The following is a 21434-nucleotide window of genomic DNA, read 5'->3' on the forward strand; positions in this document are numbered from 1 at the left end:
GCCCATCCCAAGCTACAATGGGTGTTGCCATCGACAGGGCGCCAGGCGCCCTGATTCGTTTGCGGCGGACGGATCCTTCCCGGAGCCGTGCGGCATTTCCATCCAACCCGGTTCCCTCAATGATCAACAGCCTGCTTACCCGCGTATTTGGCAGTCGTAATGAACGACAGCTGCGCCAGCTCAACCGCATCGTCGCCAAGATCAATGCGCTGGAGCCGGAGATCGAGAAGCTTTCCGACGAGCAGCTGCAGGCCAAGACGCCGGAATTCAAGCAGCGCATCGCCGCTGGTGAAGGCCTGGACAAGGTGTTGCCCGAAGCGTTCGCGGTCTGCCGCGAGGCCGGTCGCCGCGTGCTGGGCATGCGCCACTACGACGTGCAGCTTATCGGTGGCATGGTGCTTCACCTGGGCAAGATCGCAGAAATGCGCACCGGTGAAGGCAAGACCCTGGTGGCGACCCTGCCGGTGTACCTCAACGCGCTGGAAGGCAAGGGCGTGCACGTGGTCACCGTGAACGACTACCTGGCCCGCCGCGATGCCGCGCAGATGGGCAAGCTGTACAACTGGCTGGGCCTGAGCGTGGGCGTGGTCTACCCGGGCATGCCGCACAGCGACAAGCGCGAAGCCTATGGTTCGGACATCACCTACGGCACCAACAACGAATTCGGTTTCGACTACCTGCGCGACAACATGGCGCTGTCCAAGGCTGACCGCTACCAGCGCGGCCTGCACTACGCCATCGTCGACGAAGTCGACTCCATCCTGATCGACGAAGCGCGTACCCCGCTGATCATCTCCGGCCCGGCCGACGATTCCCCGGAGCTGTACATCCGCGTCAACCGCATCGTGCCGAACCTGGTCAAGCAGGAAGCGGAAGACGGCGAAGGCGACTTCTGGGTCGATGAGAAGGGCAAGCAGGTGCACCTGTCCGAAGCGGGCATGGAGCACGCCGAACAGCTGCTGGTGGAAGCGGGCATCCTCGATGCCGAGACCGAAGGCCTGTACGCGGCGCAGAACCTGACCGTGGTCCACCACCTCAACGCCGCCCTGCGCGCGCACGCCATCTACCAGCGCGATGTGGACTACATCGTGCGCGATGGCGAAGTGGTCATCGTCGACGAATTCACCGGCCGTACCCTGGCCGGCCGCCGCTGGTCCGATGGCCTGCACCAGGCAGTGGAAGCGAAGGAAGGCGTGCCGGTCCAGCGCGAAAACCAGACGCTGGCCAGCATCACCTTCCAGAACCTGTTCCGCATGTACAAGAAGCTGTCCGGCATGACCGGTACGGCCGACACCGAAGCGTTCGAATTCCAGAGCATCTACGGCCTGGAAGTGGTGGTGATCCCGACCAACCGCCCGACCATCCGCAAGGACAGCCCGGACCAGGTGTTCCTCAACCGCAAGGGCAAGTTCAACGCGGTGCTGGCCGACATCGAAGAGTGCGCCAAGCGTGGCCAGCCGGTGCTGGTGGGCACCACCTCGATCGAAACTTCGGAAATGCTGTCCGAGCACCTGCGCAAGGCGGGTGTGAAGCACGAAGTGCTCAACGCCAAGCAGCACGACCGCGAAGCGACCATCGTTGCCAACGCCGGTCGTCCGGCCGCCGTGACCATTGCCACCAACATGGCCGGTCGTGGTACCGACATCGTGCTGGGTGGTTCGCTGGAAGCGGAAATCCACGAGCTGGGCGAAGGCGCGACCGACGAACAGAAGGCCGCGATCAAGGCCGAGTGGCAGAAGCGCCATGACGCGGTCAAGGCGGCCGGCGGCCTGCACATCGTCGGCACCGAACGCCACGAATCGCGTCGTATCGACAACCAGCTGCGTGGCCGTTCTGGCCGCCAGGGTGACCCGGGCTCGTCCCGTTTCTACCTGTCGCTGGAAGACAACCTGATGCGCATCTTCGCCTCCGACTGGGTGCAGAAGGCCATGCGCATGATGGGCATGAAGGAAGACGACGTCATCGAAGACCGCCTGGTCAGCCGCCAGATTGAAAAGGCGCAGCGCAAGGTCGAGGCCCACAACTTCGACATCCGCAAGAACCTGCTGGACTTCGACGACGTCAACAATGACCAGCGCAAGGTGATCTACGCCCAGCGCGATGAACTGCTGGACGCCGAGTCGGTGAAGGACAACGTCGATGGCATCCGCGACGACGTGATCTTCGACGTGGTCGCCCGCTTCGTGCCGCCGAACTCGGTGGACGAGCAGTGGGACCTGCGTGGCCTGGAAGCCACGCTGCAGTCGGACTTCGGCGTGGACATGTCGCTGACCGATCTGGTCAAGTCGCACGAGGAACTGGACGCCGAAGGCATCACCGCCAAGGTGCAGGAGCGCATCAACCAGCACTTCGCCGAGAAGGAAGCGGGCGTGGGCGAAGAGACCATGCGCGCGCTGGAGAAGCACGTGATGCTGACCGTGCTCGATCAGAGCTGGAAGGAGCACCTGGCGCGCATGGATTACCTGCGCCAGGGCATCTACCTGCGCGGTTATGCGCAGAAGCAGCCGAAGCAGGAATACAAGAAGGAAGCCTTCGAGCTGTTCTCGGACATGCTGGAGAACGTCAAGCGCGAAGTGGTGACCCTGCTGGCCCGCGTGCGCATCCGCAGCGACGAGGAAGTGCAGGCACTGGAAGCGGCCGAGCGCCAGCAGGTCGAAGCCCGCCTGAGCCAGTCGCAGTTCCAGCACCAGGATGCTGGCGGCTACGGTGCCGACGAAGAGGCGGCGCAGGTGGAGGCCGCCCAGCAGGGCGTGGCGCAGCTGCAGCGTGACGAGCCCAAGATTGGTCGCAACGATCCGTGCCCGTGCGGCAGCGGCAAGAAGTACAAGCACTGCCACGGCCAGCTGAGCTGACCCCCGGAGAGCCCCGCGAAAGCGGGGCTTTCCTGTTGGGGCCCTGAGGCGTTCGGCGATTGCGCCGGTGCCCCGCTTTTCGGCATGCTTCGGCCATGCCTTCCCCGAAACGATCGATCCACGTCGTTGCCGCCGTCATCACCGACGCCCGCGGCCGCATCCTGCTCAACCGCCGTACCGAAAGCCGCGACATGGCCGGCCTCTGGGAATTCCCGGGCGGCAAGCGCGAGCCCGGTGAAACCTCCGAACAGGCGCTGGTGCGCGAGCTGCACGAGGAGCTGGGCATCGAGGCCGAGGTGGGCGAGTGGATCATGGACGTGCCGCAGCGCTACCCGGACAAGGACCTGACCCTGGAAGTGCGCCACGTGCGCAGCTGGAAGGGCGCCCCGCGCGGACGCGAGGGCCAGGCCATCACCTGGGTGACGCCGGACAAGCTGGCCCGTTATTCAATGCCGCCGGCCGACCTGCCGGTGGTGGCCGCACTGCGCCAGCCGGACTGCTACCTGATCACCCCTGCGCCGGACATCGATGAGGTCGGCCTGCAGCGTTGGCACGGCCAGCTGCAGCAGGCCGTGGCTTCCGGGCAACAACGCATCCAGCTGCGCCTGCCCGCCGAGCATCCGCAGCGTCAGCGCGTGATCGAGCAGGCCGTGCGCGCGCATCGGCGCGGTGTGCAGTGGCTGCTCAACCGCGATATCGAACTGGCGCGCACCCTCGGCGTTGGCGTGCACCTGGGCAGCGAGCAGCTGCAGTCGCTGCAGGAACGGCCGCTGCCGCCGGGGCAGCTGGTGGCCGCCTCCTGCCACGGGCTTGAGCAGCTGCTGGCCGCACAGCGGCTGGGCTGCGATTTCGCCGTGCTGGGGCCAGTGCAGGCCACCGCGAGCCATCCCGATGCAGTGCCGTTGGGGTGGGAGGCCTTCGCCGCGCTGCGCGCGCAGGTCTCGCTGCCGATCTATGCGCTCGGCGGCATGACACCGCAGCATGTGGCCGAGGCACGCCGGCATGGCGGGCAGGGTATCGCCGCCATCCGCGGACTATGGCCGGTGTAGCGCGATACGCAGGATCGGATCCCCGCGACGCGGGGCTCTGACCTCCTCGCTTGAATCCGGGGTCGGAGCCCTTTCCGCTGGAGGGGGATCCGACCCCTCACCGCAAGCAGTAGATCCACGCCATGCGTGGATGGCGGTTCGGCAGACCCCGCTCACAACGTAATCCAGAAACACCCATATTGCCGCCGCAGCCCAAGCACCGTCGCCGCACGCGTGGCGCTGCCCGGCAGGGTCTGCTCCAACCGCAACCCGATCGGATGGCGCCGTGCAGCCGGTACCGGCACCGTTTCCGAATCCTGCGAGGCGATGTCCTGGCCCTCATCCAGATCCTGGCGCGGATACACCGGCACCACGTCCACCAGCGGCCGCCGCACCACCGATTCCAGCTGGCCAAGAATCCGCTGTGCGCCGGCATCGGACACCGCGCCCCACAGGTACAGCGAAGAAAGCCGGTTCACATCACCGATGCTGACCGCCGTGTGCAGGGCCTGCACCAGTTCACTCAAGCGGCGCGGACAGCTGCTGCCGAGGCTGTCGCGTTGCAGGGTATTGCCGGAAGGCGCCGGCGGTGGCCGCCGGGACTGCGCGCCCAGGCTGTCGCAGGGGCGGTCGGTATAGACACTTTGCCCCTGCGGATCGGTGCAGCGGTTCAAGCGCGTGGACTGCGCCTGCACACCGGCGCAGACACCGGGCAGCAGCAGGACCAGCAACAGGGACAGGACGAGCTTCATCGATGCAGCGTAGCGCCGATTGCGATAAAGCAGCGTACTTTTCAGCCTTGCAGCAGCTTCAGTACCGAGACCGTCGGCTTGGCCAGGTTCAAGGTGTAGAAGTGCAGGCCCGGTGCGCCGCCTTCGACCAGGCGCTGGCACAGCTTGGCCACCACTTCGGCGCCGAAGGCGCGCACCGATTCGGCGTCGTCACCGTAGGCCTGCATCTTGCGGCTGATCCAGCGCGGGATTTCCGCACCGCACTGTTCGGAGAAACGGCGCAGCTGGCTGAAGTTGGAGATCGGCATGATGCCCGGGGTGATCGGCACCTGCACGCCGAGCCGCTGCACTTCGTCGACGAAGTGGAAGTAGGCGTCGGGATTGAAGAAGTACTGGGTGATGGCGGCATCGGCACCAGCGTCGATCTTGGCCTTGAAGTGCTTCAGGTCGAGCAGGGCGTCCTGCGCCTGTGGGTGCGTTTCCGGATACGCGCCCACTTCGATGCGGAAGGCATCGCCGTGTTCGGCGCGGATGAAGGCGATCAGTTCGGAGGCGTAGCGCATATCGCCAGGAAAGCCCATGCCCGAGGGCAGGTCGCCGCGCAGTGCGACCAGGCGCCGGCAGCCGATGGCGCGGTAGAGCTTGAGCAGTTCGCGGATTTCCTGGCGGGTACCGCCGACGCAGGACAGGTGCGGTGCCGCGTCGAAGCCGTGGTGCTGGTTGAGATGGCGCACGGTCTCGGAGGTGTAGCTGAGGGTCGAGCCGCCGGCGCCGAAGGTGCAGGACACGTACTCGGGGGCATAGGCCTTCAGCCTGGCCGCGGCACGGTCCAGCTGGGTGCGCTGTTCGTCGGTCTTGGGCGGATAGAACTCGAAGCTGATGGCGGTCATGGCACGGGCGGCGGCATCGGGTGCGAAGCAGTATATCTCTTCATCGAGATGGATGTGCGATGGATGTGCGGGGTCAGGCCATCCCGTGCGGGCGACCGTTCGCCCCGCTGACGGGCCGTTGCTCCGTAATCGCCACCGGGGCACCGGGAACGAAGCCAGGCTGGTCCCAATTCCGGCACCACCCACGCGATGAAGGAGCAGACGATGAAAATCTTCCAGGCACTCTGGTACGCGATGAAGGCCTTGGCCAGGCTGACCATGATCGGCATGGCGATGGCCGTGCTTGGCTCAGGCCCGGCCCATGCCGCAGCCGTCGATAAGGCCGCTGTTCCAGGCGCAGTGCAGGTCGAGGTGCTCGGCAAGGGCCGTCCCTTGCTGATGATTCCCGGGCTTAACAGCAGTGCGGAGGTCTGGCGTGAGACCTGCTTGGCCCTGAAGGACGTGCAGTGCCATCTGGTGCAACTGCCGGGTTTTGCTGGTGCGGCACCTGCCGACCCGCGGCCGGCGGATTTCCTGCCGGTGATGCGCGACGAATTACTGGGCTATCTGCAGGCACGGCACCTGTCGAAGGTTGCCGTGATCGGTCACAGCCTGGGTGGTGTGCTGGCGATGCAACTGGCACTGAAGGCACCCGATACCGTCGGTCCGCTGGTGATCGTTGATTCGCTGCCGTTCTATGCGGCGGTGATGAACCCGCAGGCCACCGCGCAGAACGTGGGGATGATGGCCGGGCAGCTGCGTGAGGGGCTGCTGGCGGCCGATGAGGCCAGCTTCAATGCACGCAACGATGCGACCGCCAAAGCCCTGACCCGCAGCACCCAGCATCTGCCGGAGCTGCAGCGTTGGGGGCGCGACAGTGATCGCACGAGCATGGCCGATGCGATGTACTCCATGCTGGTGCGCGATCTGCGTGATGACATCGCCGGCATCCACACGCCGGTCCTGGTGCTGGGCAGCTGGGCCGCTTACCAGTCGATGGGGAGTACGCAAGCCAGTACCCGTGCGCAGTTCCAGGCGCAGTACGCAAAGCTGCCGGGTGTGCAGATCGAGATGAGCGCACAGGGTTACCACTTCCTGATGTGGGATGATCCGCGTTGGCTGCAGGCGCACGTGCGCCGCTTCCTCGCCGCACATCCCTGACCGCCGTATGCCCTTTCCTCCACCGCCAAGGCTGCTCATGGACGCCACCACGCCATCCCGCCGCTTCTGGATCCTCAACGCGCTGGCGTGGGCAGGCTATGCGACGTACAGCCTGTGGCTGGGGGTGCGTATCGGCGGCGGTACGCTGTTCAGCGGCGTGGTGTTGATCTCCCTCAGCATTGCCGTTTCCCTGTGGTTGTGCAGCGGCGCGCTGCGTTCGGTCGCACTGCGGCAGCGCTGGTGGGATGGCAGTCTGGGCAGACTGGTGCTGAAACTGGCAGCTGGCGTGGTGGTCGGCGCCAGCATTGCACAGGCGCTGACGGCGGCATTGCTGTTGCCGGCGCTGGCCCTGGGTTGGGTGCAGTTGCCCGGTGGGCGTGCCGACTATCAGCTGTCGTCGGTCGTGCTGTACTGGATGAACACCGCCCTGTTCCTTTTGATGTGGACGGGACTGTGGGCGGGCCTGCATGGCTTGCGCCGCGCGCGCCACAGCGAGCTGGCGCGATTGCGGGTGGAGGCGGAGCGCAGCGCCCTGGAGCGCGATGCGTTGCGTGCGCGGCTGAATCCGCATTTCATGTTCAACGCATTGAACAACCTGCGAGCGCTGATTCTGGAAGACCCCGAGCGTGCCCGCGACATGGTCACCCGCCTGTCGCGCACGCTGCGCCACGCGTTGGCCCACAATCGCAGCGAGCAGGTGACCCTGGCCGAGGAACTGGAAGTGGTCGACGACTATCTGGCCATCGAGGCGATCCACTTCGAACAGCGTCTGCAGGTGCGGCGGGAGATAGCCGCAGAGGCTGTGCAGGCACAACTGCCTGCGATGGCATTGCAGCTGTTGGTGGAGAACGCAATAAAACATGGCATTGCCAGCCGCGCGGGCGGCGGTGAGGTACGTATCCGCGCGTCGTTGGAAGATGACCTGCTGCGCCTCCAGGTGGACAACCCGCTCTGCACTGGCGGTGAACCTGCGCACGGGCACGGTGTGGGACTGACCTACCTGCGCGCGCAGCTTGGCACGCGCGGCCGTTTCGCCCTGCAGCCGGTCGGCGACCGCATGCAGGCGCTGCTGGAGATTCCGCAATGACGGCCGTGCTGCGTGTGTTGATTGTCGATGATGCACGGCTGGCGCGACAGGAACTGCGGACGCTGTTGTCGGCGCTGCCGTGGGTGAAGTGCGTGGGCGAGGCCGACGATGTGCCTGCTGCGCGCGAAGCGATCGCCACGCTGGCGCCGGACCTGGTGTTGCTGGATGTGCAGATGCCGTCCGGTACCGGCTTTGATGTACTGGACGGGTTGGAAAGGGTGCCCTCGGTGGTGTTCGTCACTGCCTACGACACCTATGCAGTACGCGCGTTCCGGGCCAATGCACTGGACTACCTGGTGAAGCCGGTCGAGGCGCCGCGACTACTGGAAGCGCTCGAACGGGCGCGTCAGCTTGCGCCGTTGGACGTCGGAGCACCAAGGCGGCACGGCACGCTGGGCGCGCAGGACCACGTGTTTTTGCGCGAAGGCGAGCGTTGCTGGTTCGTGTCCATTGCCGAGATCCGTCGATTGGTAGTGGACGGCAACTACACGCGGCTGTGGTTCCGCGATCAGAACGCATTGCTGGCCCGCAGCCTGAGCGCGTTGGAAGCTCGCTTGCCGCCGGATGTCTTCTTTCGCGCCAACCGCAACACGCTGGTCAACCTGCGGCGCATCCGTGCGGTCACGCCGGGCATTGGCGATGGTTACGATCTGGCACTGGATGATGGCAGTGAAGTGGAGGTGTCGCGGCGGCAGGCACGGGAGCTTCGCGAGCGGATGGCGTTGTAGCCGCAGCTACAGTTCGGCGCTGACCAGGCTGGTCCGCCGGAGGTGCTTCATGCCTCGGCTGGCTGCCCCCTCAAGCGGGCCATCACCCTGCCACCGTCGTGCTGTATGACCAGTTCGAGCCCGTAGTGGCTGCATAGGCGCCGCATGATATCCAGGCCCAGGCCGTTGCCCTCACTGCCATCACGCTTGTCGAATGGTCGCGGTTCGGGCCAGTTGCCCAGGAAGGGCGAAGTACCCGCCGTGTTGTGCACCAGCAGGTGACCGTCCTGCCATTCAATGAGGACCTGTCCCTGCGCGGTATGCGCGAACGCATTGCCGACCAGATTGGCCAGGACGACGCGCAGTGCCGCCTCGGGCGCGCGCAGCGCGGCCCCGTCGGCCACGGACAGTTGTACCTCAACCGGCCGTGCAGCCAATAACGGAGATTGCTCGATGACCACCCGCTCCAGCAGTGGCACCAGTTTGACTGGCGCAGCGCCGTGGCCAACGGCTTCTTCGCGTGCCAGCGCCAGCAGCGCCGCAATTGCCTGCTGCAGCTGCAGTGCCGAAAGGCGGATATGAAGCACATGCTGGCGGCCACGCTCGGACAGGCTCGACTCGCTGGCTAACTGGGCTGCTGCACTGGAAATGACGCTCAAGGGGGTACGCAGTTCGTGACTGGCATCGCGCGTGAACGCGTGTTCGCGAGCGACGAAGGCAGCGACGCGTGCAGACAACCCATCCAGGGCGCGCGCGAGCACGCCAATCTCGTCATCACCGAAGTGCGCCGCCAGGCGCACGCCTCGGCCTGGTTCCGGCTGCAGCGCTTCAACCTCTTCGACCAGCGCGTAGAGCGAGCGCGTACTGCGACGGGCGAGCCAGATGCCGAGGACAATCGCCCCGATCAGGACCAGCAGTGCTGTGCCGGCCAACAGCATTACTACCCGGTCGCGGATCGGCCGGACCACTAGTTGCGCACTGACCTCCGACACAAGCCAGGCAGGGGGGGCGTCAGCCGGGGGATCGATCCGCTTGAGATGGTAGTGCCGCCCATCGATACCCGCGAACTCCGAGCGCCACGGTTCCTTTGCGAACTCGCTGCGCAGATCGTCGGGGAAGGTCGCGGGTGAGCGGTGCAGCTGGATCCCGGCATCGGCAGGTGCCTGCCAGTCCCCTTGGTGCGCGTGCCGGGCGAGCTGAGCCCGTGCTTCCCGGTCAAGTTGGGCGTTGAAGATGCTGTCTTCGACCACATACATGAACACCAGCGAATAGGTGCCGAACACCATGGCGGTGAACAGCGCGAAGGCTGTGAATGTGATCACCAGTCGACGGCGCAGGCGTTGGATCGGCCGCCCCTTCATGGCGAAGCCTCCAGCCGGAAGCCAACGCCGTGCACGGTGCGCAGCATCTCCCCGTCGAATGGCCGATCCAGTACCTGGCGCAGCAGATAAAGATGCGAGCGCAGCGGGTCGGAGGGAGGCGCTTCGTCTCCCCACAGGCGTTGTACCAGTTCGCTACGGGTAACGGTGCGCGGCCAGGCTTCGGCCAGCGCCAGCAGGATGCGTTGTGGAACCTGCGGCAGCTCCAGCGCCGTGCCTGCGCGCCAAGCCTGGCCACTGCGCCGGTCGATGCTCAACGCACCGATCTGCAGCAGGTTCGGTTGGCCCACGCGATGGCGCCGGGCGAGGGCAAGACAACGAGCCAACAGCTCCGCGTCGTCGAACGGCTTGACCAGGTAGTCGTCCACGCCGGCAGCAAAACCCTGCAGCTTGTCGTCGATCGCATCGCGTGCGGTCAGCATCAGCACCGGCACATGGCGGTCGCTGCATTCACGCAACCGCCGGCACAAGGTGATGCCGTCCATGCCTGGCAGACCCACATCCAGCAGCAGTACGTCCGGTGGTGTTGCCAGTGCCAGCCGCAGGCCGACCTGGCCGTCGGCGGCGAAGTCGACCTGATGGCCCTGGGCCTGCAGCAGGTCGACGATGGCCGAGGCCAGCGGCAGGTTGTCTTCGATCAACAGCAGGCGCAGGCGCTCGGCGTCCATGATCAGGGCTGCATGCGGGCCAGGAGAGCCTTAGCTTCGTCCAGCTGCGGCTGCTTTTCCAGCACCGCCAGCAATTGTTCGCGTGCCTGGGTCGTCCTGCCGAGACGCCAGTGCGCATCGGCGATGGCCACGTCCAGTCGCGGTTCCTGCATGTGCGGGCGAGCCAGCTGCATGATGGCCAGTGCATCGGAAACCTGTGCGCCGTCGGCTGCGGCCTGCAGCTGCACGTACCCCAGCATGCCGATCAGCTCTACATGGAAATCGGTGCTGCGCTCTGCCAGCTGCCGTGCTGCGCTGTCATCACGCCGCTGCAGGTGCTGCTCCACCAGCGCCATGCTGCGTTCGTCACGCCAAGGCTCGCGCGCTGCGGGAGTGCGGCCGCTGGCACGCACGAAGGCATCGGCGAGGGCCGCAGTCGAGAACGGGTTCTGTCCGGTCAGCAGCCGGCCATCCACCACTACCTTGGGCATCATCAGCCGTGCCTCCTGCCAGCGCGCTCCCAATTCGCGCATGCGCGGCTCCAGCTGGAAGTTGAACTCCTTCGCCCAACGCTTGCCGAACTGGGCTTCCTCTTCCTCCGTGAAACCGGTCATCGTCCGGCCCTGCACGAGCAGGCGTCCACTGCCCAAGCGCACTTCCGCCAATGCGGCGGGGCCGTGGCAGACGGCTGCAACGACGCCGCCCTGTTCCCAGATTCCGGCAATGGTCTTCTGCAGGGCGATATCGCCGGGCAGGTCGAACATCGCGCCCTTGCCGCCGATCACCAGCACGCCCTGGTAGTCGGCGGCACGCAGCTGTTTCGTCGCAAGCGTCGCGGCCAGTTTGGCCACGGCCTGCTCATCGGCCAGCAGCGCGGCATTGAATGCTTCGGCGGGGTTGTACTTGTCTGCTTCCACGGCGCCGCCGCGGGGGCTTGCCACGTCAATGGCAAAGCCGTTGCGCTTGAGGATCAACCAGGCTTGGGCGAACTCGTCCATCTCGAAACCGGGACGGCTCTTGCCCTGGTCGCGGCCCTCGCTGCTGACCACCAGCAGCACGCGCGGCGGCGCTGGAGGAGCGGGGGCCGCAACAACGGCCAACGGCAGCAGGACCAGCGCCAGCACGTGGCTCGGGTTGAATCGGAACATGCTCGTCTCTCCTTGGGTGTATGGCGCAGTCTGCGCGGCAGATGTGAAGCAGACTTCAAGCACGGCGGTTACCCTGATGTCCTGTTCCTGCACCTTGCCGCCATGTCCATCGTCCTCACCGATTTCGCCCGCCCCCGCCTGTTCCCGCGCGTACCGCGCGCCAACACCATCCAGGACTGCAGTGCCGAGCAGTTCCAGGCGCATCTCAATGCACACCCGCCGCTGAAGGTGCTCGATGGCTATGCGCCATTCTGCAAGCTGTTCGTCTATGAAAACTGGACCAGCACGCGCTGCCTGACCGTGCCGGTCACCGACGCCAATCGGCACCTGCTGCGCAGCGGCTACGAGGCGCGCAACCGTGAGGAACTGCCGGTGCTGGTGCGCTGGTTCGAGGGCGTGGAATCGCCACGGGCCAATTACCTGGTGGTGATCCTGTACAGCGCCGAGCAGCTGGCCAAGGAAGGTTCACCCATCGATGCGGACTGGGGCATCGTCGGCTGCATCTATACCGCTGAACCGGAAGAAGTACCGATGGCCCCGATCACCATGATGCGCAATGCGCTGGGCGTGGAGGAAGGGGGTTCGGGCGTGCCGCTGGACCGCGAAGCCTATCAGCGCGCGGTGGCGTTCTGGGAGAACAACGCCAACTGGCGGCCGTGATGAGACGTTGTGAAACGGCCACGAAACAACACGCTACGATGGCGGCAGATTGACGCAGGAGGTGCAGAGTGATGATGGGACGCATGAATCCACGGGGCGCTGTGTTGATGGCGGTGCTTGCCGCTGGCGGTTGCTCGGCGGGATACGACGCCGACGCTTCCTGCGGAAGCTTTTCCGAGCCGGCGGCGCTCCGCGATGCCAGTGTCGACCAGTTGCAGGCGTCCAACGCCGGAGGACGCTGCACGTTCCGCGCCACCGGGCGCGATGCAGCAGCGCTGCAACGCCAGCAACGCATGCTGGAGGCGATCTCCCTCATCGCATGTGGCAAGCCGGCACACGCCCAGCCGACGCAGGGAACTCCGGGCTTCGAACTGCAGATGCCGTCGCGCTGCCCGCTCTCGGCACGCACCTCGCAGGTTGTCCAGGATGCCGCTCGCTGGCGTCTCGACCGCCCGTCCATGCCGAGCTACCCGGCGGCTGCACGCGCTGACAACCTGCAGGGCAAAGCGAGCATGAGCGTGCTGTTGAACGACCAGGGGCACGCCGAAGCTGTCATCGTGGCGGGGTCCAGCGGTCATCCGCTGCTCGACGACGCAGCGGTGAAGGCCGCGCTGGGATGGCGGTGGAAGCGGGAGGGAGGGACCTCCGGCACCCCGCGTATGAGCCTTGTGCCTGCCACAGCGACGTTTGCGAGCGATTAACCGGCCGAACGCCCCGCCAGCGGTGTCCACTCCCACCACGGGTAGTGGTACTCGCGGTCGGTCGCATCCCAGCGCTGGCCGCAGCAGGTGCAGGCCACCCGATGGCGGTCGCCCCAGCCATCCTCGGCCACGCCCTGTTCCAGCAGCCGCACATGCCCCTGCTCGATGAGCCGGCGTGGGTCGAAGAACAGGTAATCCGGATACAGCGCGCACAGGCAGCCTTTGCGCTCATGCCAGTAACGCAGGCGGCGCAGTGCGGCCTGCAGGTGCACATCGTTGCTGACCAGCGCACCGCCAAGCTGCACGCCCTGGCAGGCCTGCTCGATCCGCTCGGTCTGCGACGCCAGCGCATCCAGCGTCGTAGCGCTGAACAGCCGTGCCAGGCGGCTGCTGGCGGCATGGATACGACTGGCATCGCGCGACAGCAGGTCCTGCAGCAGCACATCGGCCTGCGGGTCGTCCAGCCGCGGTGGCAGCGATGTGGACCAGGGCCAGCGCATCACCGGGCCCTGCCGATCGCGGCGTAGTGGCCGCCGGTCAGGCGCAGCAGGTCGGCCGGTGCCAGCTCCACTTCCAGGCCACGCCGTCCCGCGCTGACGTGCAGGGTGGGCAGTGCCTGCGCGCTGGCGTCGAGAAAACTGCGCAGGCGCTTCTTCTGCCCAAGCGGGCTGATGCCGCCGACCAGATAGCCGGTTGCGCGCTGCGCGGCATCGACGGCGGCCATCTCGCACTTCTTGCAGCCGGCCGCCTCGGCCAGTGCTTTCAGATCAAGCTGGCCAGCCACCGGCACGATGGCAACGAGCAGTTCGTGCGTTTCGGTGCTGGCCAGCAGGGTCTTGAATACCTGTGCCGGGTCCAGGCCCAGCTTTTCGACGGCTTCGCCGCCATAGGATTCGGCATGGGCATCGTGCACGTAGCTGTGCACGGTATGGGCGATCTTCTCGCGCTTGAGCAGGTTGATGGCCGGGGTCATGGGCATATCGTAGCGCCGCGCGCGGGCGTTGCCTTGACCGAGACTACTGCGTGTGGCCAATGGAAAGCATCCACGCGCGGCGTGGATCTACCGTGGGACCGATGGAAAGCATCCACGCGCGGCGTGGATCTACCATGGTACCGATGGACAGCATCCACGCATGGCGTGGATCTACCATGGGACCGATGGACAGCCTCCACGCGCGGCGTGGATCCACCGTGGGACGGATGGACGGCATCCACGCATGGCGTGGATCTACTGGATCGGGCGATACATGCGGTAGATCCACGCCATGCGTGGATGCGTGGTGCACGAGCGCACGCCAAACCAGGACGGGCGCCCGAAGGCGCCCGTCCGTGTGTTGCATGCACTGGTAGTGCCGGCCGCTGGCCGACACCTGCAGGCATCAGTAGCGGTAATGATCCGGCTTGAACGGACCGTCCACCGGCACGCCGATGTAGTCGGCCTGTTCCTGGCTCAGGGTGGTCAGCTTCACGCCGATCTTTTCCAGGTGCAGGCGGGCCACTTCTTCGTCCAGCTTCTTCGGCAGCAGGTACACCTTGTTCTCGTAGGTGCCCTTGTTGGCCCACAGGTCGATCTGCGCCAGGGTCTGGTTGGCGAACGAGTTGGACATCACGAAGCTCGGGTGGCCGGTGGCGCAGCCCAGGTTGACCAGGCGGCCTTCGGCCAGCAGGAAGATCGCATTGCCGTTGGGGAAGATGTACTTGTCCACCTGCGGCTTGATGTTGACGTGCTTCACGCCCGGGAAGGCGACCAGCGCATCGACCTGGATCTCGTTGTCGAAGTGGCCGATGTTGCAGACGATGGCCTGGTCCTTCATCGCGCTCAGGTGCTCGATGCGGATGATGTCCTTGTTGCCGGTGGTGGTGACGTACAGGTCGGCACGGCCCAGGGTGGATTCGATGGTGTTGACCTCGAAGCCTTCCATCGCCGCCTGCAGGGCGCAGATCGGATCGATCTCGGTGACCACCACGCGCGCGCCGTAGGCACGCAGCGACGCGGCGCAGCCCTTGCCGACGTCACCGTAGCCGCAGACCACGGCGACCTTGCCGGCCAGCATCACGTCCATCGCGCGCTTGAGGCCATCGGCCAGCGACTCGCGGCAGCCGTACAGGTTGTCGAACTTGCTCTTGGTGACCGAGTCGTTGACGTTGATCGCCGGGATCAGCAGGGTGCCGGCCTGGGCCAGCTGGTACAGGCGGTGCACGCCGGTGGTGGTTTCTTCCGAAACGCCCTTCCAGTCCTTGACCACGCGGCCCCAGTAACCCGGGCGCTCCTTGGCCACGCGCTTGAGCAGGTTCTTGATGACCTGCTCTTCGTGCGAAGCGGCCTTCTCGTCGACCCAGGTGCTGCCGTTTTCCAGCTCGTAGCCCTTGTGGATCAGCAGGGTCACATCACCGCCGTCGTCGACCACCAGCTCCGGGCCGGTCAGGGTGCCGTCAGGCAGGGTGAAGGTCAGCGCGTCCAGGGTGCAGTCCCAGTACTCTTCCAGCGACTCGCCCTTCCAGGCGAACACGGGGCTGCCGGTGGCGGCGATCGCCGCAGCGGCGTGGTCCTGGGTGGAGAAGATGTTGCACGAGGCCCAGCGCACGTCGGCGCCGATGTCCTTCAGGGTCTCGATCAGCACCGCGGTCTGGATGGTCATGTGCAGCGAGCCGGTCACGCGCACGCCCTTCAGCGGCAGCTCGGCCTGGTACTTGCGGCGGATGGACATCAGGCCCGGCATTTCGTGCTCGGCGATGTCCAGTTCCTTGCGGCCCCAGTCGGCCAGGGTGATGTCGCGGATCTTGTAGTCGCCTTCGGTGGAGAAGGTCTTGGCAACAGCATTCATGCAGTAGCTCCGGTTGTGGGCGAGCGGATGCTCGCATCTGGCCGGGCGCCGTTGTTGCAAAGCCACCTGGCCGAGCCTGGCCGGTCTCAGGGGATCCGGTCGCAGCGCCCCTCGGCAGGGGAGGATGCCCATTATATCGCGCCTCCGCTGTGACACGGCGATGACCCAACCATCGGCAGATGGGCGCAGGTGCATGGCCTGTTAAGGTCAAGGGCTTCACGCAGCGAACAGGTGGAACAATGATGAGCACGCACGCACGCCGCAACCGGCGCTTGACTGGCCTGGTCCTGTCGATGGCCCTGCTGGCGGTGGTCCCGCAGGCCTGGGCTGCGGCACCGCAGGCGGCCGCGGCGCAGGCACAGGGCGTGGCCGGTTACGAGCTGCCCTCGGCCGCACTGCAGGCGGTGGTCGACGCGCCGCGGGCGCCGTCGCTGTTCCTGTCGCCACGCCGCGATGTCGCCGCGCTGATGCAGATGCCGTCGCTGCCGTCGATCCAGGTGGTGGCACAGCCGGAGCTGAAACTCGCGGGCCTGCGCATCAATCCGAAAACCTTTTCCGACAGCCGCTTCAGCTTCGGCCAGAAGCTGTGGCTGATGAATGTGGCCGACGGCAAGGAGCGGCAGATCAGCGGGTTGCCGGCCTCGCTGTCGATCGCCAGCCTGACCTGGTCGCCGGACCAGAAGTGGCTGGCCTTCAACCAGGTCGATGCCGCTACCGGGGCCAATGAGCTGTGGCTGGTGGACGTGGCTGGCGGCAGCGCCCGTCGCCTGGTCGCCGGCCTGAATACCGTTCTGGGCAGTGGCTACCAGTGGTTGCCGGACAGCCGGGGCCTGGTGGTGTTCACCCGCCCGGGCAACCTTGGCGCCGCGCCGGCTGCTGATGGCATCCCGACCGGCCCGGCCGTGCAGCAGACCAGCCAGGGCGGTGGCGTGGTGTCCATCCGCACCTACCAGGACCTGCTGAAGAACGAGGCCGACGCGCGCCAGTTCGATTACTACGCCACCACCCAACCGATGGAAGTGGGGCTGGACGGGCAGAGCCGTGCCATCGGTGCGGCCGGCATCTTCATGGGTTTTGCGGTGTCGCCAGACGGCCGCTTCGTGCTCAGCCAGCCGGTGCAGCGTCCGTACTCCTACGTGGTGCCGCTGAGCAGCTTCCCGCGCCGCATCGAAGTGCTCGACCGCAGCACCGGCAAGCTGGTGCATACCGTGGCCGTACGGCCGCTGGTGGAAGGCCTGCCGACCGGCAATGATGCCGAAGTGACCGGCGTGCGTGACATCAGCTGGCGCGGCGATGCCGATGCCACCCTGGTCTGGGCCGAAGCGCAGGATGGTGGCGACCCGAACCGGGAAGCCAAGGTGCGCGATGCGGTGTTCATGCAGGCCGCACCGTTCGACACGCCGCCGGTGACCCTGGCCCAGCTCGGCAGCCGCTATGCGGGCATCAGCTGGGGCCGCGGTGACCTGGCCCTGCTCAACGAATCGTGGTGGAAGACCCGCCGCAGCAAGACCTGGCTGATCGCACCGGACAACGCCAGCGCCGATGCCAGGCTGCTGTGGGATCGCGACGCGCAGGACCGCTACGCCGATCCGGGCCGCCCGCTGATGGCCAGCGATGATCGCGGCCGCTCGCTGCTGCAGACCACCGCTGATGGCGGCAGCCTGTACCTGGCCGGTGCCGGTGCATCGCCGGAAGGCGACCGTCCGTTCGTGGATCGCTTCGATGTGGCCAGCGGCAAGGCAACCCGCCTGTTCCATTCGCAGGCACCGACCTACGCCGCGCCGGTAACGCTGCTGGATGCGCAGGCCAGTTCGCTGCTGATCAGCCGCGAGAGCCCGGACGAGCCGACCAACTTCTACGTGCAGTCACTGGCCGACACCAACGCCGCACCGCGTGCGCTGACCCATTTCGCCCATCCGCTGCCGCAGCTGAAGGGCGTGCAGAAGGAGCAGATCCGCTACAAGCGCAAGGACGGCGTGGACCTGACCGCGACCCTGCTGCTGCCGCCGGGCTATGACCCCAAGCGCGATGGTCCGCGGCCGCTGCTGATGTGGGCCTACCCGGGTGAGTTCAAGAGCGCGGCGGCCGCCAGCCAGGTGACCGATTCGCCGTACCGCTTCAACGCCATCAGCTACTGGGGCCCGCAGGCGTTCCTGGCCAAGGGCTATGTGGTGCTGGCCAGCCCGTCGATGCCGATCATCGGCGAAGGCGACAAGGAGCCCAACGACACCTACATCGAACAGCTGGTGGCCAATGCGCAGGCCGCGGTGGACGAGGTGGTGCGGCGTGGCGTGACCGACCGCGAGCACATCGCCATCGGTGGCCACTCCTACGGTGCGTTCATGACCGCCAACCTGCTCGCGCACACCCGCCTGTTCAAGGCCGGCATCGCGCGCAGCGGCGCCTACAACCGCACGCTCACCCCGTTTGGTTTCCAGGCCGAAGAGCGCAACTACTGGCAGGCGCAGGACGTGTACCAGAAGATGGCGCCGTTCAATTACGCCGACAGGATCAAGGATCCGATCCTCTTCATCCACGGCGTGGACGACAACAACTCGGGCACCTTCCCGATGCAGAGCGAACGCATGTTTGCCGCAGTGAAGGGGCTGGGCGGCACCGCCCGCCTGGTGATGCTGCCGAACGAGTCGCATGCCTACCGCGCACGCGAATCGATCATGACGATGCTGGCCGAAAGCGAACGCTGGCTGGAGCAGAACCTGGGCCCGGTGCAGCAGGGAAAGGCGAAGAAACAGCGCTGATCCGCGCACGATGGCGGCCCCCGCAACAGGGCCGCTTCCCACGGTAGCGCCGGGCCATGCCCGGCGGATGCGTGCAGATGAAACCATTTTTGCATCGCAGCACGGCACGCGTTCTGGTTTAGGCTTGGGGTCTGGATCCGTTGACCGAGGCCTGTGCGTCGCCGATGAACGAGTACCGCAGCAGTATCGAATTCGCTTCCCCCGATCTTCCCCTGCGTGACGACGTGCGCCGTCTGGGTGCACTGGTCGGTGACCTGCTGGTCGAGCAGGTGTCGGCCGCCTTTCTCGATGACGTCGAGGACGTGCGTACGCGTGCCATTGCCCGCCGCGAGAACCAGGCGCCGCTCTCCGAGCTGGCCGACGGCCTGGCCGGGCGTGAACCGCAGCAGGCCGAGACCATGGTGCGTGCGTTCAGCACCTACTTCCAGGTGGTCAACATCGCCGAGCGCGTGCATCGCATCCGCCGCCGCCGCGACTACCAGCGTGCCGTCGCCGCCGCGCCGCAACCCGATGGCCTGCAGGATGCCCTGCAGCACCTGAAGGCGCAGGGCGTTGGCCTGGATGAACTGGCGCGGTGGTTGCCTCGCATCGATATCGAGCCGGTGTTCACCGCGCACCCGACCGAGGCGGTGCGCCGCGCGCTGCTGGAGAAAGAGCAGCTGATGGTGGCCAGCCTGGTCGACAACCTCGACGGCCAGCGCACGCCGGGTGAGGCGGCCGCAGACGCTGCACGCTTTCGCATGGCGTTGACCGCCTCGTGGCAGACCACCGATTCCTCGCCGGTGCGCCCGACCGTGGACGACGAACGCGAACATGTCGGCTTCTATCTGGTGCAGGTGCTGTACCGGGTGATCCCGGTGCTGTACGAATCGCTGCAGCAGGCACTGCGCGATACCTATGGCGCGGAACTGCCGCTGCCGCGCCTGCTGCGTTTCGGCACGTGGGTGGGCGGCGACATGGACGGCAATCCCAATGTGGATGCGCACACCATCCGCAACACGCTGGCTGCACAGCGCGTTGCCGTGCTGGGCCGCTACCAGAAGGAACTGCTGCAGCTGGCCAGCCTGCTCAGCCAATCCACCGAACGGGTGGGGGTCAGCGATGCACTGCAGGCGCGTGTCGCGCATTACCAGCAGTTGCTGCCGCAGGTGCAGTCGCGGCCACGCCACGCCGACATGCCCTATCGGTTGCTCAACGACCGCATGCGTGCACGCCTGCAGGCCACGCTGGATGATGCCGACGGCGCCTATGCCGGCCCGGACGAGCTGATCAATGACCTGCAGCTGATCCTTGACAGCCTGCGCGCGAACCGGGGCGAGCATGCCGGCGGCTTCGCAGTGCAGCGCCTGTTGTGGCGGGTGAAGACCTTCGGTTTCCATCTGGCGCGGCTGGATGTGCGCCAGGAATCGAGCGTGCATGCGCGCGCGCTGGCGGCAGTGCTGGGGGGCGATGCGGCATGGGACGCCTTGGATACAGCGGGTCGCGCACGCCTGCTGGCACCGCATGCCAGTGGTGAAACACCATTGCCTGTTGGCGATGATGAGGGCAACCAGCGCTTGGATGCGGTGTTCGCGGCCTTGGCCGATGCCCGTGCGCGGCATGGTGGCGACGCGCTGGGCAGCTACATCATCTCGATGGCGCACGACCGTGGCGATGTGCTGGCGGTGCTGGCCCTGGCACGGCGTGGCGGCCTGGTCGATGACGCCGGCCACGTGCCGCTGGATATCGCGCCGCTGTTCGAAACCGTGGACGACCTCAAGCGCGGCACCGCGACGCTGCGCGATCTGCTGGCCGATCCGGTGTACCGCGCGCATCTGCGTGCACGCGAGGACGTGCAGATGGTGATGCTCGGCTATTCGGACAGCAGCAAGGATGGTGGCATTGCCGCATCACGCTGGGGCCTGCAGCGCGCACAGGTGGAGCTGCTGGAGGTGGCCGCCGAAGCGGGCCTGCGCCTGACCTTCTTCCATGGCCGCGGTGGCTCGATCAGCCGCGGTGGTGGCAAGACCACGCACGCGGTCGATGCCTCGCCACGCGGCAGCATCGATGGCCGCCTGCGGGTGACCGAGCAGGGCGAGGTGATCCACCGCAAGTACGGCATCCGCGCGCTGGCATTGCGTTCGCTGGAGCAGGCCACCGGTGCGGTGCTGCGCGCCAGCCTGCGCCCGCGTGCCGCCGAACCGCGCGAGGATGATTGGCGGCCGGTGATGGACGTGGTCGCCGGTTCCAGCAGCGAGGTCTATCGGGCGTTCGTGGGCCAACCGCGTTTCATGGACTACTTCCGTACCGCCACGCCGATCGATGTGATTGAACGGATGACGCTGGGATCGCGGCCGTCGCGCCGGCTCGGCCAGGACGCGGCCTTGACCAACCTGCGCGCGATTCCGTGGGTGTTCGCCTGGAGCCAGGCGCGCGCGGTGATTCCGGGCTGGTATGGGGTCGGCAGCGGTCTGCAGGCGGCGGTGGATGCGGGCCATGAAGCCGCGCTGCGCGAAATGGCGCGGGACTGGCCGTTCTTCCGCACGTTCCTGGACGACATCGCGATGGTGCTGTCCAAGGGCGATATCACCATTGCGGAACAGTTTTCGCGCCTGTCCGGCGAGCTGCACGATGCGTTCTTCCCGCAGGTCGAACGCGAGCTTGAACTGACCCGGCACTGGCTGCTGGCGCTGATGGAGCAGCAGACCCTGCTGGACCACGACGCGCGGCTGGCGCTGTCGATCCGCCTGCGCAATCCCTATGTGGACCCGATCAGCGTGCTGCAGGTGGACCTGCTGCAGCGCTGGCGCGAAAACGGGCGCGAGGACGACGACCTGCTGCGTGCGCTGGTGGCCTGCGTGAACGGTGTTTCGCAGGGCGTGCAGAACACGGGGTGATCCG

Annotated in this window: 17 protein-coding genes and 1 riboswitch; of the genes, 9 read left to right on the plus strand and 8 right to left on the minus strand. The window is 66.4% G+C overall.

The genetic code is table 11. The annotated features are described in order from the left end of the window. The first annotated feature begins 119 nt into the window (after positions 1–119). Both secA and ACUXVE_RS09200 read left to right on the plus strand, forming a co-directional pair. On the plus strand, positions 120–2852 hold the full coding sequence (secA, locus tag ACUXVE_RS09195) for a preprotein translocase subunit SecA (protein ID WP_093818915.1): 2733 nt from the start codon (positions 120–122) through the stop codon (positions 2850–2852). 95 nt (positions 2853–2947) lie between these two features. Beyond that, entirely contained in the window at positions 2948–3901 is a 954-nt protein-coding gene (locus ACUXVE_RS09200; protein ID WP_222390700.1) for a Nudix family hydrolase, read from the plus strand. A gap of 152 nt (positions 3902–4053) precedes the next feature. Here the strand turns inward: ACUXVE_RS09200 and ACUXVE_RS09205 are convergent, their stop codons facing one another. Together ACUXVE_RS09205 and metF are read right to left on the minus strand one after the other, a co-directional pair. Then, a complete protein-coding gene (locus ACUXVE_RS09205) occupies positions 4054–4632 on the minus strand; it encodes a DUF4124 domain-containing protein (protein WP_222390698.1) in 579 nt (192 codons plus the stop codon). 41 nt (positions 4633–4673) lie between these two features. Next, positions 4674–5501, minus strand: coding sequence for a methylenetetrahydrofolate reductase [NAD(P)H] (gene metF / locus ACUXVE_RS09210; RefSeq protein ID WP_093818918.1), 828 nt, complete (start codon positions 5499–5501; stop codon positions 4674–4676). Between the two features lie 204 nt (positions 5502–5705). Between metF and ACUXVE_RS09215 the strand changes: the two genes are divergently transcribed. From ACUXVE_RS09215 to ACUXVE_RS09225, 3 genes are read left to right on the plus strand one after another with little or no spacing between them, the layout of a single operon-like run. Further along, complete coding sequence (locus tag ACUXVE_RS09215) at positions 5706–6641, plus strand: alpha/beta fold hydrolase (RefSeq protein WP_445514274.1); 936 nt, start codon at positions 5706–5708, stop codon at positions 6639–6641. 37 nt (positions 6642–6678) lie between these two features. Then, entirely contained in the window at positions 6679–7728 is a 1050-nt protein-coding gene (locus ACUXVE_RS09220) for a sensor histidine kinase (RefSeq protein WP_445514275.1), read from the plus strand. Continuing rightward, the gene (locus ACUXVE_RS09225; protein ID WP_445514276.1) at positions 7725–8456 is read left to right on the plus strand and encodes a LytR/AlgR family response regulator transcription factor; all 732 of its coding nucleotides are present in this window, start codon (positions 7725–7727) and stop codon (positions 8454–8456) included. The genes ACUXVE_RS09220 and ACUXVE_RS09225 overlap by 4 nt, the downstream gene beginning before the upstream one ends. 47 nt (positions 8457–8503) lie before the next feature. On the opposite strand, the gene ACUXVE_RS09230 is transcribed toward ACUXVE_RS09225, so the two are convergent. The 3 genes from ACUXVE_RS09230 to ACUXVE_RS09240 are packed head-to-tail and all read right to left on the minus strand — an operon-like array spanning position 8504 to position 11609. After that, positions 8504–9796, minus strand: a complete 1293-nt coding sequence (locus tag ACUXVE_RS09230; RefSeq protein ID WP_445514277.1) for a sensor histidine kinase — start codon at positions 9794–9796, stop codon at positions 8504–8506. Beyond that, on the minus strand, positions 9793–10482 hold the full coding sequence (locus ACUXVE_RS09235) for a response regulator transcription factor (RefSeq protein WP_093818923.1): 690 nt from the start codon (positions 10480–10482) through the stop codon (positions 9793–9795). Before ACUXVE_RS09235 ends, ACUXVE_RS09230 begins: the two co-directional genes overlap by 4 nt. Before the next feature lie 2 nt (positions 10483–10484). Next, complete coding sequence (locus tag ACUXVE_RS09240) at positions 10485–11609, minus strand: type 1 glutamine amidotransferase domain-containing protein (protein ID WP_445514278.1); 1125 nt, start codon at positions 11607–11609, stop codon at positions 10485–10487. 102 nt (positions 11610–11711) lie between these two features. Between ACUXVE_RS09240 and ACUXVE_RS09245 the strand changes: the two genes are divergently transcribed. Further along, on the plus strand, positions 11712–12269 hold the full coding sequence (locus ACUXVE_RS09245; RefSeq protein WP_445514279.1) for a DUF3228 family protein: 558 nt from the start codon (positions 11712–11714) through the stop codon (positions 12267–12269). Positions 12270–12340: 71 nt separating this feature from the next. Continuing rightward, on the plus strand, positions 12341–12970 hold the full coding sequence (locus ACUXVE_RS09250; protein WP_445514280.1) for an energy transducer TonB: 630 nt from the start codon (positions 12341–12343) through the stop codon (positions 12968–12970). Here the strand turns inward: ACUXVE_RS09250 and ACUXVE_RS09255 are convergent. From ACUXVE_RS09255 to ahcY, 3 genes are all read right to left on the minus strand, one after another. After that, positions 12967–13470, minus strand: coding sequence for a hypothetical protein (locus ACUXVE_RS09255; protein WP_445514281.1), 504 nt, complete (start codon positions 13468–13470; stop codon positions 12967–12969). The two genes, ACUXVE_RS09250 and ACUXVE_RS09255, sit on opposite strands and share 4 nt — an antisense overlap. Then, positions 13470–13943, minus strand: coding sequence for a Cys-tRNA(Pro) deacylase (gene ybaK / locus ACUXVE_RS09260; protein ID WP_445514282.1), 474 nt, complete (start codon positions 13941–13943; stop codon positions 13470–13472). The genes ACUXVE_RS09255 and ybaK overlap by 1 nt, the downstream gene beginning before the upstream one ends. Before the next feature lie 406 nt (positions 13944–14349). After that, complete coding sequence (gene ahcY, locus ACUXVE_RS09265; RefSeq protein ID WP_445514283.1) at positions 14350–15795, minus strand: adenosylhomocysteinase; 1446 nt, start codon at positions 15793–15795, stop codon at positions 14350–14352. 36 nt (positions 15796–15831) lie between these two features. Beyond that, a riboswitch (S-adenosyl-L-homocysteine riboswitch) is annotated at positions 15832–15914 on the minus strand. 123 nt (positions 15915–16037) lie between these two features. Here ahcY and ACUXVE_RS09270 point away from each other — a divergent pair. Beyond that, on the plus strand, positions 16038–18554 hold the full coding sequence (locus tag ACUXVE_RS09270) for a S9 family peptidase (protein WP_445514284.1): 2517 nt from the start codon (positions 16038–16040) through the stop codon (positions 18552–18554). 164 nt (positions 18555–18718) lie between these two features. Continuing rightward, positions 18719–21430: a phosphoenolpyruvate carboxylase gene (gene ppc / locus ACUXVE_RS09275; RefSeq protein ID WP_445514285.1), complete on the plus strand. Its 2712-nt coding sequence runs from the start codon at positions 18719–18721 to the stop codon at positions 21428–21430. Positions 21431–21434 lie beyond the last annotated feature (4 nt).

Source organism: Stenotrophomonas sp. 3(2025) (assembly GCF_052665395.1).